Source organism: Streptomyces thermodiastaticus, from assembly GCF_014656135.1.
Classification (GTDB): domain Bacteria; phylum Actinomycetota; class Actinomycetes; order Streptomycetales; family Streptomycetaceae; genus Streptomyces; species Streptomyces thermodiastaticus.
In genome coordinates, this window is sequence record NZ_BNBV01000008.1 from 174,060 (window position 1) to 192,117 (window position 18,058).

Below are 18,058 nucleotides of genomic sequence, written 5' to 3' on the forward strand. Positions count from 1 at the left end.
GCCGGGCCGGGCCCGGGCCGGTGCCGGGGCGCTCCCGGCCCGGCCCCCGGTCGCGGCTACGGCAGGCCCGGCGGCGTCTTCGCCGGGGTGGCGTCAAGGGCCTCCAGGGCGATGCGGATCGCCTCGTCCAGCTGGACGTCGCGGTCCGCGGCGTGGTCCTGGGGACGCTGGACCACCTCCACGTCCGGGTCGACGCCGTGGTTCTCGACCCCCCAGCCCTGGCCTTCGAGCCAGAAGGCGTACTTGGGCTGGGTGATCAGGGTGCCGTCGACCAGCCGGTAGCGGCTGTCGATGCCGATGACGCCGCCCCAGGTGCGGGTGCCGACGACCGGTCCGATGCCGAGGGCCTTGATCGCCGCGTTGACGATGTCGCCGTCGGAGCCGGAGAACTCGTTGGCGACGGCGACGACCGGCCCGCGCGGGGCGTCCAGCGGGTAGCTCTCCGGGCGCATGCCGCGCGGCATGTCCCAGCCGACGATCCGCCGGGCCAGCTTCTCCACCACCAGCTGGGAGGTGTGGCCGCCGCGGTTCTCCCGCACGTCCACGACGAGGCCCTCGCGGGCCACCTCCACCCGGAGGTCGCGGTGAATCTGCGCCCAGCCGGGCGCCTGCATGTCCGGCACGTGCAGATAGCCGAGCCGGCCCCCGGACCGCGCGTGGACGTAGGCGCGGCGGTCGGCGACCCAGGCGTGGTAGCGCAGCGGTTCCTCGTCGTCCAGGGGCACCACGACCGTGTGCCGGTGCTCCCCGCCGCCGGCCGGGGCGATCGTCAGCTCCACCGGTCTGCCCGCGGTGCCGACCAGCAGCGGGGCCGGGCCGGTCACCGGGTCCACGGGCCGGCCGCCGACCGCGACGATCGCGTCGCCGGGGCGGACGGCGACCCCGGGTGCGGCCAGCGGGCTGCGGGCCCGCGGGTCGGAGGTCTCCGAGGGCAGGATCCGGTCGATGCGCCAGCTGCCGTCCTCGTGCCGGGAGACGTCCGCGCCGAGCAGGCCTTGCCGGGGGCCGTCGCCCCAGGCGCCGTACGGTATGACGTAGGCGTGCGAGGTGCCCAGTTCGCCGTGCACCTCCCACAGCAGGTCGACCAGGTCGTCGTGGGTGGCCAGGCGGTCCAGGACGGGCCGGTAGCGGTCGAGGACGCCGTCCCAGTCGACGCCGCCCATGTCGGCCCGCCAGAAGTTGTCCCGCATGATGCGGCCGGTCTCCTCGTACATCTGCCGCCATTCGGCGGCCGGGTCGACCGTCTGCCGGATCCGGCCGAGGTCGACGGTGATGTGCGAGTCGCCGTCGTCCTCGGCGGACGCACGCCGGTCGCTGGGGACGACCTTCAGCTTGCCGTCGCTCCACAGCAGGATGCGCTTGCCGTCGCCGGAGACCTCGAAGTGGTCGGCGTCGGCGGCCAGGTGCTCGATGCGCTGCTGGGCGAGGTCGTAGCGCTCCAGGTGGCTCTCCGGGTCCGGGTCGTCGGGTGTGGCCCGGGAGTCGCCGAGCACGCCGGTGACCGGGTGGCGCAGCCACAGCACGCCGTCGCGGGCGGCGCGCAGGTTGGAGTAGCGGCCGGCCTCGACCGGGAACGGCACGATGCGGTCGGCCAGCCCGTCGAGGTCGATCCGGGTCGCCGGGGTGCCCTCGCTGTCCGGGGTCTCCTCCTTCTCGGACACCTCGAAGGGGCGGCCGTGGCGCTGCGGGCCGAACGGGGACGGCGTGGTCGCCGCCAGGGTGATCAGATACGGCCGGGAGCTCTCCACGAACGCCAGGTCGAAGACGTGCTCGTCGTAGACCGGGTCGAAGGAGCGGTGGGAGAGGAAGGCGAGGTGCTTGCCGTCCAGGGTGAAGGCGGGCGCGTAGTCGTGGAAGCGCAGCGGGGTCGCCTCGGTGACCGTCAGGTCGGTGGTGCTCGCCAGCCGCAGCTGGCTCAGCGGGCGCGGGCCGGGGTGGGACCAGGCCAGCCAGGCGGAGTCCGGGGAGAAGGCGAGCCCGGAGACGTCGCCGTGCTCGCTGCGGTCGACCTCGCGGACCTCGCCGGTGGCGCGTTCGACGAGCAGCAGCCGCCCGTCGTGCGAGGCGACGGCGGCACGGCTGCCGTCGGGCGCCATGGCCAGCTCCAGGACCCGGCCGAGCCGGCCGGCGGCGATCCGGCGCGGGGTGGCCGACGGTGCCAGGCCGGTGGCGGGCGCGAACTCCAGCGCGTCCTCGCCCTCGGCGTCCGTCACCCACACCACCCATTCCTCGCCCTCCAGGCGGAAGGTGCGCGGCAGCCGGGCCCGCACGCCCGGCTCGGCGGCCAGTGCGCGGGCCGGGCCGGAGCGGTGGGTGACCCAGTGGACGGCGCCGCGCACGGCGACCGCGCTGCCGCGCGCGGTGTGGTCGGGCGCGGCGGAGCCGAACCAGCGGGCGGCGTCCAGCGGGAAGGGCTGCAGGTCGACCCGGGGGCCGCCGAGCCGGATGTCCAGGCGGCGCGGCTCGGCGCCCTCCAGGTCGTCCAGGATCCACAGCTCGCCGGCGCTGGAGTAGACGACGCGGGTGCCGTCGGTGGCGGCGTGCCGGGCGTAGAAGCCGTCCAGGGGGGTGTGCCGGCGCAGGTCGGAGCCGTCGGCGAGGGAGGAGTACAGCGCGCCGGTGCCCTCGTGGTCGGAGAGGAACGCGATCCTGTCCCCCACCCATATCGGGTACTCGATGTTGCCGTCGAGGTCCGCGTGCAGCCGTACGAACTCGCCGTCGTCCCCGGCGTCGATCCACAGCTTGCCCGCCGTGCCGCCCCGGTACCGCTTCCACCAGGCCGCCTCGCGGCCCATCGTCGCGGAGAGCAGCACGGTGTGCGGCCCGTGGGCGACGTCACCGACCGGGCCGTAGGGCAGCGTGTCGGCCGGCCCGCCGTCCAGCGGGACGGCCCGCGCCCAGCTGCGGCGCAGGCTGGCCTGGCCCTGCGTGGACAGGGCGAGGACGCGGCCGTCGGGCGTCCAGCCGCGCACCTGGGTGCGCCAGCTGCCCCAGTAGGTCAGGCGCCGGGAGGGACCGCCGGCGACCGGCGCGACGTGCACCTCGGGTGCGCCGTCGCGGGTGGAGGTCCAGGCGACCATGGTGCCGTCGGGTGAGATGCGCGGGTGGTTCACCGGCACGTTGTCGGCGCTGACCCGCCAGGCCCGACCGCCGTCCAGGGGTGCGAGCCACACGTCGTCCTCGGCGGTGAAGGCGACCAACTCGCCGTGCAGATGCGGGAATCGGAGATACCCGGAAGAACCGGCCGGCGCGGAGGGCCCGGCCGGCGCGGTCGATACGGAGGTTGCGGACTGAGTCACCTGATCACCCTATGCAGCGGCGGCCGTCACGGACAGGGGGCCGGACCACTTGCCCGGCCGGCCTCGCGGCCGCTCGCTCGCCCCGGCCGTCCGCGGGCCTGACGTTCCCTCAGGAAGCGCCGGGCTCATGTGCTGTCGGCGGTCCGGCAGACGGGGTCGCCCGGGCACCGGACGGTGCGGGTGACGGTGACCGCCGGCACGGGCAGCCGGCCGGTGCCGTCGCCGGGCGGCCGGTACGCGGGCGCGGCGCCGGTGTCGCAGTCCCCGAGCCCGTCGGCGTGGAACAGCACCGCGCCGCCCACCGTCGCGGTCAGGTCGCCGCGCACACAGGCGCCGCCGACCGCCCGGGTGACCTCCCCGGTGACCGTGATCTCCCGGCCGTCGCGGGTGCGGCCCCGGCAGTCGACGGAGGCGATCGTGGCGTGCGAGGACGGCGCGGCGGCCTCGCCCGTGCCGGTGGCGCCGTCGTGGGCGGTGCAGGCCAGCCAGCGCACGGGCGTGTGCTGCCGGTTCAGTTCGGCGGTCGCGGTCTCGTCGGTGGTGTACGCCACCGCCGCGGAGTTCAGGCCTGCGGGATCGCAGGCGGCGACCCCGCAGGCGGCGACCGCGGCGAGCCCCGCCACCGCCGCCGCCCGCCGGCCGCGCACGGTGCGGACGCTCCGTCCCCTCTCCCCCATGGACCACAGCCTGCCACCGTGTGGTCACGGACGGTAGGGCGCGTGTCGCGGGCCGCGAGCCGCGCACACCGGCGTGCGAGCGGCTGCCCGCCCGCCCGTGCGCCGGGCGGGCGGGTGCCGGGGCACCCGGGTGCTTGCCCCGTGTGCCCCGGGTGCCGGCAGGCGGCACGGGGTGCGCGGGCGCACGCGCGCGCCGGAGCCGGTGACTCAGCCCCAGCGGCCGGTGCGGCCCAGCAGCAGGGCGGCGGCCGCGACGCCCGCGGTCGAGGTGCGCAGCACGGTGGGCCCGAGGACGTACGGCTTCGCGCCCGCCTCGGCGAACAGTTCCAGCTCCTCGGGGGAGACGCCGCCCTCGGGGCCGACGACCAGCACGATCTCGCCCTCGGCGGGCAGGTCGGCGGTGGCCAGCGGCTGCTCGCCGGTCTCGTGCAGCACGGCGGCGAAGTCCGCCTCGGCCAGCAGGGCCGCCACCTGCTGGGTCGTCGCCGCGTCCGCGACCTCGGGGAACCGCACCCGGCGGGACTGCTTGCCGGCCTCGCGGGCCGTCGCCCGCCACTTGCCGAGCGCCTTCAGACCGCGCTCGCCCTTCCACTGGGTGATGCAGCGGGAGGCGGACCACGGCACGATCGCGTCCACGCCGACCTCGGTCATGGTCTCCACGGCCAGCTCTTGGCGGTCGCCCTTGGGCAGGGCCTGCACGACCGTGATCCGCGGGGCGGGGGCGGGCTCCTCGTGCACGCCGTCCAGACCGCCGACGATCAGCCGGTCCTTGCCCTCGGTGGCCTCGACGACGCCCGCCGCCCAGCGGCCGCGCCCGTCCGTGAGCACCACGTCCTCACCGGGCCGCAGCCGCTTCACGGACACCGCGTGCCGTCCCTCGGGGCCGTCCAGGACGAACTCCGAGGCGCCGGCGGTCAGTTCGTCGACCACGAACACCGGTGCCGTCATCGCGCGCCACCTCCCGCACGGCGCCGCCCCGGCAGGGCGGCCTCGGCCTGAGCCAGCTCGGCGGCCAGCACCTGAACCAGCTCCCCGGCGGGCAGGGCGCGGGCCATGCGGTGCCCCTGGCCCGCCCACAGTGCCATGCCCTGGGTGTCCCCCACCGCGGCGGCGGCCCTGCGCAGCGGCGCGGTGAGGTGGTGGACGTCCGGGTAGGCGGCGGGCGCGAAGCGTCCGTGCTCGCGGATGAAGCGGTTGACCAGGCCGCGGGCGGGCCGGCCGGTGAAGGCGCGGGTGAGTTCGGTGTGCGGGTGGAGCGGGTCGGTCAGGGCCCGTTTGTGCAGGTCGTGGGCGCCGGACTCGGGGGTGGCGAGGAACGCGGTGCCCAGCTGGGCGGCGCTCGCCCCGGCCGCGAGGACGGCGGCGATCTGGCTGCCGCGCATGATGCCGCCGGCCGCGACGACCGGCAGCCGCACCGCCTCGCGCAGCTGCGCGACGAGGGAGAGCACCCCCAGGCCGGTCCCGTCGTTCTCCGGCAGGTCGCGGTGGGTGCCCTGGTGGCCGCCGGCCTCCACGCCCTGGGCGACGACCGCGTCCGCGCCGGCCTGCTGCACGGCCCGCGCCTCCTCCACGGTGGTCGCGGTGACCAGGACGTAGCTGCCCGCGCGGTGCAGGGCGTCGACGACCTCGCGGCCGGGGACGCCGAAGTGGAAGGAGACCACCGGGACGGGGTCGTCCAGGAGCACGGCGAGCTTGGCGTCGAAGCCGTCGTCCCGGCCGCCGCACTGCGGTTCGCCCAGCTCGGTCTCGTACCAGGCGGCCTCGCCGGCCAGCTGCTGCGCGTACAGCTCGACCGCACCGGACTCCGCCAGCTGCGGCTGCGGCATGAACACGTTCACCCCGAAGGGGCGTCGGGTCAGCCCCCGCAGCTGCTTGATCTCCTGGTACATGCCGTCGGCGGTCTTGTGTCCGGCGGCGAGGAATCCCAGCCCGCCGGCTTCGCACACGGCCGCGGCGAGCTGCGGCCCGGAGGGGCCGCCCGCCATGGGAGCCTGCACGATCGGGTGCGGGAAGAGATCGGTCAGCGCGGAGGACATGACGGCATGGTGTCACGTCCGCCCGACGGCTCCCAATCGGCCGGTGCCCCGGCGCACGGCGACGGGCGGCCACGGCAGGTGCGTGCGTGACCGCCCGTCGGGCAAGGCTCTGCGGGTGTGCGGCCTCAGCGGCCGTTGAACGCGTCCTTCAGGCGCGAGAACAGGCCCTGCTGGCCGGGCTGGAACTGCCCCTGCGGGCGCTCCTCGCCGCGCAGCTTGGCCAGCTCGCGCAGCAGACGCTCCTGCTCGGGGTCCAGCTTGGTCGGGGTCTGCACCTCGACGTGGACGACGAGGTCGCCGCGTCCGCCGCCGCGCAGGTGGGTGACGCCGCGGTTGTGCAGCGGGATCGACTGGCCGGACTGGGTGCCCGGGCGGATGTCGACCTCCTCCATGCCGTCCAGCGTCTCCAGCGGCACCTTGGTGCCCAGGGCGGCCGCGGTCATCGGGATGGTGACCGTGCAGTGCAGATCGTCGCCGCGCCGCTGGAAGACCGGGTGCGGCAGCTCGTGGATCTCCACGTACAGGTCGCCGGCCGGGCCGCCGCCCGGTCCGACCTCGCCCTCGCCCGCGAGCTGGATGCGGGTGCCGTTGTCCACACCGGCCGGGATCTTCACCGTCAGGGTGCGGCGGGCGCGGATCCGGCCGTCGCCGGCGCACTCCGGGCACGGGTTCGGCACGATGGTGCCGAAGCCCTGGCACTGCGGGCAGGGGCGGGAGGTCATGACCTGGCCCAGGAAGGACCGCGTGACCTGCGAGACCTCACCGCGGCCCCGGCACATGTCGCACGTCTGGGCGCTGGTGCCGGGTGCCGCGCCCTCGCCGTTGCAGGTGGTGCAGACGACGGCGGTGTCGACCTGGATGTCCTTGGTGGTGCCGAAGGCGGCCTCGTCCAGCTCCACCTCCAGCCGGATCATGGCGTCCTGGCCCCGGCGGGTGCGCGAGCGCGGGCCGCGCTGCGACGCCGTGCCGAAGAAGGCGTCCATGATGTCGGAGAAGTTGCCGAAGGCGCCGGCCCCGAAGCCGCTCGCACCGCCCCCGCCGGACTGCGACAGAGGGTCCCCGCCGAGGTCGTAGACCTGCTTCTTCTGCGGGTCGGAGAGCACCTCGTAGGCGGCGTTGATCTCCTTGAACCGCTCCTGCGTCTTCGGATCGGGGTTGACGTCGGGGTGCAGCTCGCGCGCCAGCCGCCGGAAGGCCTTCTTGATCTCTTCCTGCGACGCGTCGCGGCGCACGCCGAGAACGGCGTAGTAGTCCGTGGCCACTTACGACTCCGCCAGGATCTGTCCGACGTACCGTGCCACTGCGCGTACCGCTCCCATCGTTCCCGGGTAGTCCATGCGGGTCGGTCCGACCACGCCGAGCTTGGCGACTGCCTCGCCGCCCGAACCGTAGCCCACCGACACGATGGACGTGGAGTTGAGTCCTTCGTGGGCGTTCTCGTGACCGATGCGCACGGTCATGCCCGGATCCTGTGTCTCACCGAGCAGCTTCAGCAGGACGACCTGCTCCTCCAGTGCCTCCAGAACCGGCCGGATGGTGAGGGGGAAGTCGTGGGCGAAGCGGGTGAGATTGGCGGTGCCGCCGATCATCAACCGCTCCTCGTTCTCCTCGACGAGCGTCTCCAGGAGCGTGGACAGCACCGCCGAGACCGTGCCCCGGTCCTCGACGTCGAAGCTGTCCGGCAGGTCCTCCACCAGCTGCGGCACGTCCCGGAAACGACGGCCGGCGACCCGGCTGTTCAGCCGTGCCCGCAGGTCCGCGAGCGAGGTCTCCCCGAACGGGGCGGGGCAGTCGATCACCCGCTGCTCGACCCGGCCGGTGTCCGTGATCAGCACCAGCATCACCCGCGCGGGCGCGAGGGACAGCAGCTCCACGTGCCGCACGGTCGAACGGGTCAGCGACGGGTACTGGACGACGGCGACCTGCCGGGTCAGCTGCGCCAGCAGCCGCACCGTGCGGGCCACCACGTCGTCGAGGTCGACGGCGCCGTCGAGGAAGTTCTGGATGGCGCGCCGCTCGGGCGCCGACATGGGCTTGACCCCCGCCAGCTTGTCGACGAACAGACGGTAGCCCTTGTCGGTGGGGATACGGCCCGCGCTGGTGTGCGGCTGAGCGATGTAGCCCTCCTCCTCCAGGGCCGCCATGTCGTTGCGGACCGTGGCCGGGGAGACGCCGAGGTTGTGCCGCTCGGTGAGCGCCTTGGAGCCGACCGGCTCCTCCGTGCCGACGTAGTCCTGGACGATGGCGCGGAGTACCTGAAGCCGCCGCTCGCTGAGCATCGCGCACACCTCCAGTGTCGTTCCTCGGCTCTCCGCCCGTCCTGGCACTCGGCGCATACGAGTGCCAGCATTCCCCGGCCCAGTGTACGGCTGCCGGGTGCACCGGCGGCAAGGCTGGTCGCACGAAGGCTAGCCTCTCGGCGTGACGGTGACGTGGGAAGAGGCGGGCTGGGAGCGGCTGGCGCCGGGGGTGGGCCGGGTCCGGCTGCCGGTGTGGGACTGCACGGCGGGGCTGGTCGTGGGGCCGGATGCGGCCCTGCTGGTGGACGCCGGGTCGAGCCTGGCGGAGGGCGCGCGGGTGTGTGCGGCGGCTCGGGCGCTCGCCGGCGGCGCCGTGAGGTTTCTCGCGCTGACCCATCCGCACTTCGACCATGTCTTCGGGGCGGCGGCCGTCGAGGGCGCGGAGATCTACGCGGCCCGGGGCGAGGGATGCGGCCGCGGGGTGTACGACGACGAGCGCGGGCGCGCGGAGCTGGTCGAGGACGCGGTGGGCAACGGGCTGGACCGGGCCGCGGCCGAGGAGGCCGCGGCGGCGCTGGTGGCCCCCGGCCACGAGGTGTCGGGGCAGCTGGTGCTCCCGCTGGGCGGCCGTGAGGTGGTGCTGGCGGACGTGGGCCCGGGGCACACCGGGCACGACCTGGCGGTGCTCGTGCCGGGGGATCCCGCCGTGGTGTTCTGCGGGGACCTGGTGGAGGAGTCCGGCGAGCCGCAGGCGGGCCCGGACGCCGTGCCGTCCGGCTGGCCCGCCGCCCTGGACCGGCTGCTCGGCCTGGGCGGCGAGGACGCGTTGTACGTGCCCGGTCACGGAGCGGTGGTGGACGCGGCCTTCGTCCGGGCCCAGCGGGACGCGCTGGCCGCCCGCTTCGGCGTGTCGCAGTGATCGGCACGATGTTTTGCCTATCGTCACTCGAATGCGGCAGTACTCCCCCGACCTGACCCCTCCGTGGAAGAAGCCCCGGCCCGTGCCGGAGGTGCCGGCCGAGCCGGGCCTGGTGGTGGAGGAGCCCGGCTCCGGCTTCTGCGGGGCGGTGATCGGCTGCGAGGCAGGCACCGTGACGCTGGAGGACCGCTTCGGCCGGCACCGGGTGTTCCCGCTGCAGCCGCGGGGGTTCCTGCTGGAGGGGCGCGTGGTGACGCTGGTGAAGCCGGCCGCAGGCCCGGTGCGCCCGGCTCGCACGGCCTCCGGCTCGGTCGCGGTCCACGGCGCCCGCGCCCGCGTCGCCCGCGCCGGGCGCATCTACGTCGAGGGCCGGCACGACGCCGAGCTGGTGGAGAAGGTGTGGGGCGACGACCTGCGCGTCGAGGGCGTGGTCGTGGAGTACCTGGAGGGCGTGGACGAGCTGCCGGCGATCGTGGAGTCCTTCGCCCCGGGCCCGCAGGCGCGGCTCGGGGTGCTGGTGGACCATCTGGTGCCGGGCTCGAAGGAGTGGCGCATCGCGCGGGCGGTGAGCGACGAGCACACGCTGGTGGTGGGCCACCCCTACATCGACATCTGGCAGGCGGTGAAGCCGTCGTCGCTCGGGATCGGGGCGTGGCCCGACATCCCGCGCGGGCAGGACTGGAAGACGGGGGTGTGCCGGGCTCTGGGCTGGCCGGAGAACACGGGCGCGGCCTGGCAGAAGATCCTCGGGCGGGTGCGGTCCTACAAGGATCTCCAGCCGGAGCTGCTGGGGTCGGTCGAGCGTCTCATCGACCATGTGACCGCGCCCTGACCGGCGCACGGCCGCCGGTCCGAAGGCGGGCGGCCCGCTGCCGCGAGGGGGTCGGTCAGTCCACCAGGTCGCGCACCACCGCGTCCGCGAGCAGCCGGCCCCGCAGGGTCAGCACGGCGCGGCCCTCCTGGTAGGGGTCCGGCTCCAGCAGGCCGTCGGCGAGGGCGCGCCGGGAGGCGGCCAGCCCCTCGGACCGCAACAGGGACAGCGGCACCCCGTCCCGCAGCCGCAGCTCCAGCAAAATGCGTTCCACCCGGCGGTCCTCGTCCGTGAGCACCTCGCGCCCGGCGCCCGGAGAGCGGCCCTGCGCCAGCGCCGCGGCGTACGCCCCGGGATGCTTGACGTTCCACCAGCGCACGCCGCCGACGTGGCTGTGGGCGCCCGGTCCGGCGCCCCACCAGTCGGCGCCGCGCCAGTACAGCTCGTTGTGCCGGCAGCGGGCGTCCGGCGAGGCGGCCCAGTTGGACACCTCGTACCAGGTGTAGCCGGCCGCGGTGAGCACGTCCTCCGCGACGAGGTAACGGTCGGCGTGCTCGTCGTCGTCGGTCATGGGGATCTCGCCGCGGCGGATGCGCCGGGCCAGCCGGGTGCCCTCCTCCACGATGAGCGCGTAGGCGCTGATGTGGTCCGGGCCCGCGCCGATGGCGGCGTCCAGGGAGGCTCGCCAGTCGTCGTCCGACTCGCCGGGGGTGCCGTAGATGAGGTCGAGGTTGACGTGCTCGAACCCGGCGGCGCGGGCCTCGGCCACGCAGGCCTCGGGGCGGCCGGGGGTGTGGGTGCGGTCGAGGATCCGCAGCACGTGCTGCCGGGCGCTCTGCATGCCGAACGAGACCCGGGTGAAGCCGCCCTCCCGGAGCGTGGCCAGGCAGGCGGGGTCGACAGACTCCGGGTTGGCCTCCGTGGTGACCTCGGCGTCCGGGGCGAGGCCGAAGGTGTCGCGGACGGCGTCCAGCATCCGCACCAGGTCGCCGGCCGCGAGCAGCGTGGGCGTGCCGCCGCCGACGAAGACCGTGCTGACCTGGCGCGGATCGTCGCCGAGGACCTTGCGGGCGAGGCGGATCTCCTCGATCAGCATCTCCGCGTAGTTGTCGCGGGAGGCGAGCACGCCGCCGGTGCCGCGCAGCTCGGTGGCGGTGTAGGTGTTGAAGTCGCAGTAGCCGCAGCGGGTGGCGCAGTAGGGGACGTGCAGGTAGAAGCCGAGGGGACGGTCGGCGGCCCCGGCGAGCGCGGACGCGGGCAGGGCGCCGTCGGCGGGGACGGGCTCGCCGTCGGGGAGTGCGGAAGGCATGGGGTCCATTGTCCCGCACCGCCGGGCGGTCCTCAGGGGCCGCGCCGTCACTCGGCCTGGAGCACCAGCAGGGCCAGGTCGTCCTCGGGCGGCCGTTCGCCGAAGTCGTGCACGAGGCGGCGGATGCGCTCGGCGACGGCGTCCGCGTCCAGCCCGGAGCAGCCCGCGAGGGCGGCGGCAAGGCCGTCGCCGTCGTCGAACTGGCGGGAGCCGCACCGCCGCTCGGTCACCCCGTCGGTGACGCACAGCAGCGTGTCGCCGGAGTGCAGCTCGAACGTGTCGCAGGTGTAGGTCTCGTCCTCGATCACCCCGAGCAGGGTCTGGGGCCGGGCGACCGTGCGGACGTCGCCGGAGCGGGTGAGGACCAGCGGCAGCGGATGCCCGGCGCTGGCCAGGGTGCAGCGCACCCCGCCGCCGCGGAGGGGGACGAGTTCGCCGTAGAGCAGGGACAGGAAGCGGGTCTGCGGGCCCTCGCCGGCGACCGGGCCGGCCAGGGCGCGGGCGGCGGCGTCGGCGGCCTCGATGGCGTCGTCCAGCAGGAGCTGGTTGAGGCGGTCCAGGACGTCGGCGACGCCGTAGCCCTCGCGGGCCAGCAGCCTGAGCCAGGGCCGGGCGAGGCCGATGACGACGGCGGCCTCGGGACCCTTGCCCTGCACGTCGCCCACGGCGAAGCACCAGCGGCTGCGGCCGGCCGGGAACAGGTCGTAGAAGTCGCCGCTGGGGCCGCCCTGGTCGCAGGGCTCGTGGACGAGGGCGCTGCGCAGGCCGGGGATCTCGGCGACCGCGCCGGGCAGCAGGCCGCGCTGGAGCACGGCGCTGATGGTGGCCTGGCGGGCGTACTGCCGGGCCGCGCCGATGCCGAGCGCGACCCGGCGGCTGAGGTCCTCCACCAGTCCGGTGATCTCGTCGGGGAACCGCAGCAGACCGGCCCGGCCGATGACGAGGGTGCCGAGCGGGCGGCCGCCGGCGACCAGCCGGTAGGCGAGCGCCGCGCCGTGCGCCTCGTGCGGGCCGAGCGCGTCGCCGGGCCAGGGGTAGGGCTCGGGGCCCGCGGCCGGATCCTCCGGGGGGCGCGGCGGGTCCTTCTCCAGGGCGCGGCGCAGTTCCTCGATGCGGTTCTCGCTGCCGTGCCAGACCCGGGCCAGACGCGGGCCGGGGCCCTGTGTGCCCTGGCCCCAGCCGCTGCGGAGCGCGGCCTCGTCCTCGAGCCACACCGCGCACCAGTCGGCGAGCCGGGGGACGAGGAGCTGTCCGGTCAGGGCGGCGACCAGGTCCTCGTCGAGCTGTCCGGCGAGCAGGTCGGAGGCCTCGGCGAGGAAGGACAGCGCGCCGCGGCCCAGCCACTCGTGGTCGCGTCCGGCGCGCTGCGGCTGAGGCGCGAGCCGCTCGGCGACGCCGAGGGCGGGCTCGTCGGCGTACGGCTCGCTGCCGGGGGCGCGGTGGACGGGCAGCCGGGCCCAGACGGTCTTGGCGCCGGTGCGGTAGGTGACGCCCCATTCCTCGGCGAGCGCGGTGACCAGGCGCAGGCCCCGGCCGTACTCCGGGGGTTCTCCGTCCGTCTCCCCGGCGTGCCGGGCGGGGGCGCGCGAGGGGTGGCGGTCGGACACCTCGACGACGCAGCTGCCGGAGTCCGGCTCCAGCCGGCAGACCAGGCCGACGTCGGTGCCGGCGTGCACGACGGCGTTGGTGACCAGTTCGCTGACCACCACCACGACCTCGTCGGCGAGGCGGTCGGGCACGGTCAGGCCGCGCTCGCGCCATCCGGCGAGCGCCGCGCGGGTCAGCCCGCGGGCGTTGCCCGGGGCGAGGGGCCCGCCGGGGAACGTGGCCCGCGCCTGGGTGCCGTCGTCCTCCCCGTGCGGGCACGCGGGCCCCCCGGGGGCGGGGGACCCGGTCTCGCGCTGTGTCGGAATGACCCCCATCTGCGGCTCCCGGGGTGCGCACACCATCGGACTGTCGGGGACAGGGTGACAGAACGACTGCGCCCATAAGCGCCGAGTTACCGAAGTGGCCGAACGAAGACGCGAACCGCCCCAGGGAGTTGGTCAGAAGTGGCCAGGTTCAGTCGTTATCGCACAGAGGAAGGAACGGAACGAAAGGACCGGCCCCTGTCCCGCACTCCGTCACGGGCGCGGGACAGGGGCCCGGTGCCGGTGCTCACGCCTCCCGCGTGCCCGCGTACATCTCGTCGATCAGGTGCTTGTACGTCCGCTCGACCACCGGCCGCTTCAGCTTCAGGCTCGGGGTGATCTCACCGTGCTCGACGTCGAGGTCGCGCGGCAGCAGACGGAACTTCTTGATCGTCTGCCAGCGCTGCAGGCCCTGGTTGAGCTTCTGGACGTAGCCGTCGATCAGCTCGACGGTCTGCGGGGCGGCGACGACCTCGGCGTACGACTTGCCGGCCAGGCCGTTGTCCTTGGCCCACTCCAGGATCGCCTCCTCCTCCAGGGCGATCAGGGCGGTGCAGTAGTTCCGGTCGGCGCCGTGGACGAGGATGTTCGACACGTACGGGCACACCGCCTTGAACTGGCCCTCGACCTCGGCCGGCGCGATGTACTTGCCGCCGGAGGTTTTGATGAGGTCCTTCTTGCGGTCGGTGATGCGCAGATAGCCGTCCGGGGACAGCTCGCCGATGTCGCCGGTGTGGAACCAGCCGTCGGGCTCCAGCACCTCCGCGGTCTTGTCCGGCAGCTTGTGGTAGCCCTGCATGATGCCGGGGCCGCGCAGCAGGATCTCGCCGTCCTCCGCGATGCGGACCTCGGTGCCGGGCAGCGGCTTGCCCACGGTGCCGGTGCGGTAGGCCTCGCCGGGGTTGACGAAGGAGGCGGCGGAGGACTCGGTCAGGCCGTAGCCCTCCAGGATGTGGATGCCGGCGCCGGCGAAGAAGTAGCCGATCTCCGGGGCGAGGGCGGCGCTGCCGGAGACGCAGGCGCGCAGCCGCCCGCCGAACGCCTCGCGGATCTTGGAGTAGACGAGCGCGTCGGCGATCTTGTGCTTGGCGGTCAGCCCGGCGGGCGCGGAGCGCACCCCGGTGCGCTGGAAGTTGTCCTGGGTGACCTTGGCGTACTCCCGGGCGACCCCGGCGGCCCACTGGAAGATCTTGTACTTGGCCGCGCCGCCCTCGCGGGCCTTGGCGGCCACGCCGTTGTAGACCTTCTCGAAGATGCGCGGCACGGCGGCCATGTAGGTGGGCTGGACGACCGGCAGATTCTCGATGATCTTGTCGACGCGGCCGTCGACGGCGGTGACGTGCCCGACCTCGATCTGCCCGGAGGTGAGGACCTTGCCGAAGACGTGGGCGAGCGGCAGCCACAGGTACTGCACGTCGTCGGGGCCGATCAGGCCGGTGGCGGCGATCGCCTTGGCCATGTAGGACCAGTTGTCGTGCGGCAGCCGCACACCCTTGGGCCGGCCTGTGGTGCCCGAGGTGTAGATGAGGGTGGCGAGCTGGTCCTTGGTGAGTGCGCCGACCCGCTCCTTGATCAGCTCGGGGTGCTGCCGCAGATGGGCCGCCCCGCGGCGCTCCAGCTCGGCCAGGGTGAGCACGAAGTCGTCGGTGTCCACGCCCTCGGCGTCGATGACGACGACGTGGTGCAGGTCGGGCAGTTCGGCGCGGTGGCCGAGGGCCTTGGCGAGCTGCTCGGCGTTCTCCGCGACGAGGACCTTGCTCTCGGAGTCGGAGAGGATGAACACCGACTCGTCGGCGTTGGTCTGCGGGTAGATCGTGGTGGTGGCCGCGCCGGCGCACATGATGCCGAGGTCGGCCAGCAGCCATTCCACGCGGGTGGTGGAGGCCAGCGCCACCCGCTCCTCGGGCTGTACGCCCAGTTCGATGAGACCGGCGGCGATGGCGTAGACCCGTTCGGCGGCCTGCGCCCAGGTCAGCGACTTCCAGTCGTCCGGGCCCTGCCCCGAGGCCGGCGGCACCGGGTAGCGGTAGGCCTCCGCGTCCGGGGTGGCGGCCACGCGCTCCAGGAAGAGGGCCGCCACGGACGGCGGACGGTTCTCGATCAGGGTCTGTGCGTCGCTCACGACATCCTCCGGGGCCCGCGACAGTGCGGCTGGCTCAACGTACGGCTGGGTTGACTCGAATGATTCGGGCAGGTGTTCGATTGAAGGGGTTGGGTCGACGACAGGGCGACAGGGTGTGCCCTCGCCCCGGCCGGGCGTTGTTTAACTCGCGAGTAACTATCGGGCAGGGACAGAGTAAGGGCCGACCGCCCGGTACGTAAGGGGCTGCGGCCTGTCACTTCGTACACACCGGGGGCACCCCGACGCACAGGGGCCCGCCGCACTTTCGTACGACGGGCCCCATTTCACCCGCTTCGCCGGTCCGCCGGCCGGACGCCACGGGCTACCGGCGGTTACTTCTTGCCCTTGCTTGATCCCGCGCTGTCATCGCTGGAGAGCACCGCGATGAAGGCCTCCTGCGGAACCTCCACGGAACCCACCATCTTCATGCGCTTCTTGCCCTCCTTCTGCTTCTCCAGCAGCTTGCGCTTGCGGGAGATGTCACCGCCGTAGCACTTGGCGAGGACGTCCTTGCGGATGGCGCGGATGGTCTCGCGGGCGATCACCCGGGACCCGATCGCGGCCTGCACCGGCACCTCGAAGTTCTGCCGCGGGATCAACTCCTTGAGCTTGGCGACGAGCCGCACACCGTACTGGTACGCCTGGTCCTTGTGGGTGATCACCGAAAAGGCGTCCACCTTGTCGCCGTGCAGCAGGATGTCGACCTTCACCAGGGAGCTGCTCTGCTCGCCGGTGGGCTCGTAGTCCAGGGACGCATACCCGCGGGTCTTGGACTTCAGCTGGTCGAAGAAGTCGAACACGATCTCCGCGAGCGGGAGGGTGTAGCGGATCTCGACGCGGTCCTCGGACAGGTAGTCCATGCCGAGCAGGGTGCCGCGCCGGTTCTGGCACAGCTCCATGATCGCGCCGATGAACTCGGTGGGCGCCAGGATGGTGGCCCGCACCACCGGCTCGAACACCTCACGGATCTTGCCCTCGGGGAACTCGCTGGGGTTGGTGACGGTGTGCTCGGTGCCGTCCTCCATCACCACCCGGTACACCACGTTGGGCGCGGTGGCGATCAGGTCCAGGCCGAACTCGCGCTCGAGCCGTTCCCGGATCACGTCCAGGTGCAGCAGGCCGAGGAAGCCGACACGGAAACCGAAGCCGAGCGCGGCGGAGGTTTCCGGCTCGTAGACCAGCGCGGCGTCGTTCAGCTGCAGCTTGTCCAGCGCGTCGCGCAGCTCCGGGTAGTCGGAGCCGTCCAGCGGATACAGCCCGGAGAACACCATCGGCTTGGGGTCCTTGTAGCCGCCCAGCGGCTCCTCGGCCCCCTTGTTCTGGCTGGTGATCGTGTCACCGACCTTGGACTGGCGGACGTCCTTCACACCGGTGATCAGGTAGCCCACCTCGCCGACGCCCAGGCCGTCGGCCGGCAGCATCTCCGGGGAGTTGACGCCGATCTCCAGCAGCTCGTGCGTGGCACCGGTGGACATCATCTCGATGCGCTCACGCTTGCTGAGCTGCCCGTCCACGACACGGACGTAGGTCACCACACCCCGGTAGGGGTCGTAGACCGAGTCGAAGATCATCGCGCGGGCGGGGGCGTCGGCGACACCGACCGGGGCCGGGATCTGCTCGACCACCTTGTCCAGCAGCGCCTCCACGCCCACACCCGTCTTGGCGGAGACCTTCAGCACGTCGTCCGGCTCGCAGCCGACCAGGTTCGCCAGCTCCTCGGCGAACTTCTCCGGCTGCGCGGCCGGCAGGTCGATCTTGTTGAGCACCGGGATGATCGTGAGGTCGTTCTCCATCGCCAGGTAGAGGTTGGCGAGGGTCTGCGCCTCGATGCCCTGGGCGGCGTCGACCAGAAGAATGGTCCCCTCGCAGGCGGCGAGCGACCGCGAGACCTCGTAGGTGAAGTCGACGTGCCCCGGGGTGTCGATCATGTTGAGGATGTGCGTGTTGCCGGGGTCGTGGGTGGGAGCCCACGGCAGACGCACCGCCTGGGACTTGATCGTGATGCCGCGCTCGCGCTCGATGTCCATGCGGTCGAGGTACTGAGCGCGCATCTGCCGCTGCTCGACCACCCCGGTCAGCTGGAGCATCCGGTCGGCGAGCGTGGACTTGCCGTGGTCGATGTGCGCGATGATGCAGAAGTTGCGGATCAGTGCCGGGTCCGTACGGCTCGGCTCGGGCACATTGTCAGTGGTCGCGGGCACGCAGGGTCCTGTCTCTTGAGGCGCCTTATGCCTCGGGTCGGATCGTTACGTAGTCTCCATGGTCCCACGACGGACGGCGGGAGCGGGTTTGGGCCACGACAAGCGCCGCTGCTAGTCTGACTGGCTGTGCCTCATGCTCGTTCGGCATGCCCGCTCGGTCGCGAGGCGCGATTCACAGAAAACACCGGCACGGGACCCGCACGGGCCCGGGCCAGAACTTGAAAAGGCTCTTTCGTGGCGAACATCAAGTCTCAGATCAAGCGGATCAAGACCAACGAGAAGGCCCGGCTGCGCAACAAGGCCGTCAAGTCCTCCCTGAAGACCGCGATCCGCAAGGCTCGCGAGGCCGCTGCCGCGGGTGACGTCGAGAAGGCCACCGCGCTGCAGCGTGCTGCCGCGCGCCAGCTGGACAAGGCCGTCTCGAAGGGCGTCATCCACAAGAACCAGGCCGCCAACAAGAAGTCGGCCCTGGCTCGGCAGGTCGCGGCCCTCAAGGGCTGAGGTTCCTTCGATCTGACCGCCGGAAGGACCCGG

13 protein-coding genes are annotated in these 18,058 nt (G+C 73.4%); 3 read left to right on the forward strand and 10 right to left on the reverse strand.

From position 1 onward, the window contains the following. Window positions 1–56: 56 nt before the first annotated feature. The 6 genes from IE286_RS10800 to hrcA form a co-directional block, all read right to left on the reverse strand. A complete protein-coding gene (locus IE286_RS10800) occupies window positions 57–3,299 on the reverse strand; it encodes a S41 family peptidase (protein WP_505014445.1) in 3,243 nt (1,080 codons plus the stop codon). Window positions 3,300–3,424: 125 nt separating this feature from the next. Next, on the reverse strand, window positions 3,425–3,976 hold the full coding sequence (locus tag IE286_RS10805; RefSeq protein ID WP_189796422.1) for a hypothetical protein: 552 nt from the start codon (window positions 3,974–3,976) through the stop codon (window positions 3,425–3,427). Window positions 3,977–4,183: 207 nt separating this feature from the next. Further along, the gene (locus IE286_RS10810; protein ID WP_189796423.1) at window positions 4,184–4,924 is read right to left on the reverse strand and encodes a 16S rRNA (uracil(1498)-N(3))-methyltransferase; all 741 of its coding nucleotides are present in this window, start codon (window positions 4,922–4,924) and stop codon (window positions 4,184–4,186) included. Continuing rightward, a complete protein-coding gene (locus IE286_RS10815; RefSeq protein WP_189796424.1) occupies window positions 4,921–6,012 on the reverse strand; it encodes a nitronate monooxygenase in 1,092 nt (363 codons plus the stop codon). The genes IE286_RS10810 and IE286_RS10815 overlap by 4 nt, the downstream gene beginning before the upstream one ends. 125 nt (window positions 6,013–6,137) lie before the next feature. Then, window positions 6,138–7,274, reverse strand: a complete 1,137-nt coding sequence (gene dnaJ / locus IE286_RS10820; RefSeq protein WP_125497944.1) for a molecular chaperone DnaJ — start codon at window positions 7,272–7,274, stop codon at window positions 6,138–6,140. Next, complete coding sequence (gene hrcA, locus IE286_RS10825) at window positions 7,275–8,291, reverse strand: heat-inducible transcriptional repressor HrcA (protein WP_125497943.1); 1,017 nt, start codon at window positions 8,289–8,291, stop codon at window positions 7,275–7,277. It abuts the gene before it with no gap. Window positions 8,292–8,433: 142 nt separating this feature from the next. On the opposite strand from hrcA, the gene IE286_RS10830 reads away from it, so the two are divergent. Beyond that, window positions 8,434–9,171, forward strand: a complete 738-nt coding sequence (locus IE286_RS10830; RefSeq protein WP_189796425.1) for an MBL fold metallo-hydrolase — start codon at window positions 8,434–8,436, stop codon at window positions 9,169–9,171. 31 nt (window positions 9,172–9,202) lie between these two features. After that, window positions 9,203–10,003: a DUF3097 domain-containing protein gene (locus tag IE286_RS10835; RefSeq protein WP_189796426.1), complete on the forward strand. Its 801-nt coding sequence runs from the start codon at window positions 9,203–9,205 to the stop codon at window positions 10,001–10,003. A gap of 55 nt (window positions 10,004–10,058) precedes the next feature. On the opposite strand, the gene hemW is transcribed toward IE286_RS10835, so the two are convergent. The 4 genes from hemW to lepA all read right to left on the reverse strand — a co-directional run bounded on the left by hemW (window position 10,059) and on the right by lepA (window position 17,524). After that, window positions 10,059–11,291, reverse strand: coding sequence for a radical SAM family heme chaperone HemW (hemW, locus tag IE286_RS10840; protein ID WP_189796427.1), 1,233 nt, complete (start codon window positions 11,289–11,291; stop codon window positions 10,059–10,061). 47 nt (window positions 11,292–11,338) lie between these two features. Beyond that, the gene (locus IE286_RS10845) at window positions 11,339–13,213 is read right to left on the reverse strand and encodes an ATP-binding SpoIIE family protein phosphatase (RefSeq protein ID WP_189796428.1); all 1,875 of its coding nucleotides are present in this window, start codon (window positions 13,211–13,213) and stop codon (window positions 11,339–11,341) included. Window positions 13,214–13,448: 235 nt separating this feature from the next. Further along, window positions 13,449–15,323: an AMP-dependent synthetase/ligase gene (locus tag IE286_RS10850; protein ID WP_189796429.1), complete on the reverse strand. Its 1,875-nt coding sequence runs from the start codon at window positions 15,321–15,323 to the stop codon at window positions 13,449–13,451. A 332-nt stretch (window positions 15,324–15,655) separates the two neighbouring features. After that, entirely contained in the window at window positions 15,656–17,524 is a 1,869-nt protein-coding gene (lepA, locus tag IE286_RS10855) for a translation elongation factor 4 (protein ID WP_189796430.1), read from the reverse strand. Between the two features lie 234 nt (window positions 17,525–17,758). Between lepA and rpsT the strand changes: the two genes are divergently transcribed. Beyond that, window positions 17,759–18,025, forward strand: a complete 267-nt coding sequence (gene rpsT / locus IE286_RS10860; RefSeq protein ID WP_189796431.1) for a 30S ribosomal protein S20 — start codon at window positions 17,759–17,761, stop codon at window positions 18,023–18,025. The last annotated feature ends 33 nt before the right edge of the window (window positions 18,026–18,058 follow it).

Excerpts from the sequence above, each read along its gene's own strand:
- IE286_RS10805 (WP_189796422.1), bottom strand. The coding sequence starts at position 3,976 with ATGGGGGAGAGGGGACGGAGCGTCCGCACCGTGCGCGGCCGGCGGGCG.
- IE286_RS10810 (WP_189796423.1), bottom strand. The coding sequence starts at position 4,924 with ATGACGGCACCGGTGTTCGTGGTCGACGAACTGACCGCCGGCGCCTCG.
- IE286_RS10815 (WP_189796424.1), bottom strand. The coding sequence starts at position 6,012 with ATGTCCTCCGCGCTGACCGATCTCTTCCCGCACCCGATCGTGCAGGCT.
- hrcA (WP_125497943.1), bottom strand. The coding sequence starts at position 8,291 with ATGCTCAGCGAGCGGCGGCTTCAGGTACTCCGCGCCATCGTCCAGGAC.
- IE286_RS10835 (WP_189796426.1), top strand. The coding sequence starts at position 9,203 with ATGCGGCAGTACTCCCCCGACCTGACCCCTCCGTGGAAGAAGCCCCGG.
- hemW (WP_189796427.1), bottom strand. The coding sequence starts at position 11,291 with ATGCCTTCCGCACTCCCCGACGGCGAGCCCGTCCCCGCCGACGGCGCC.
- IE286_RS10845 (WP_189796428.1), bottom strand. The coding sequence starts at position 13,213 with ATGGGGGTCATTCCGACACAGCGCGAGACCGGGTCCCCCGCCCCCGGG.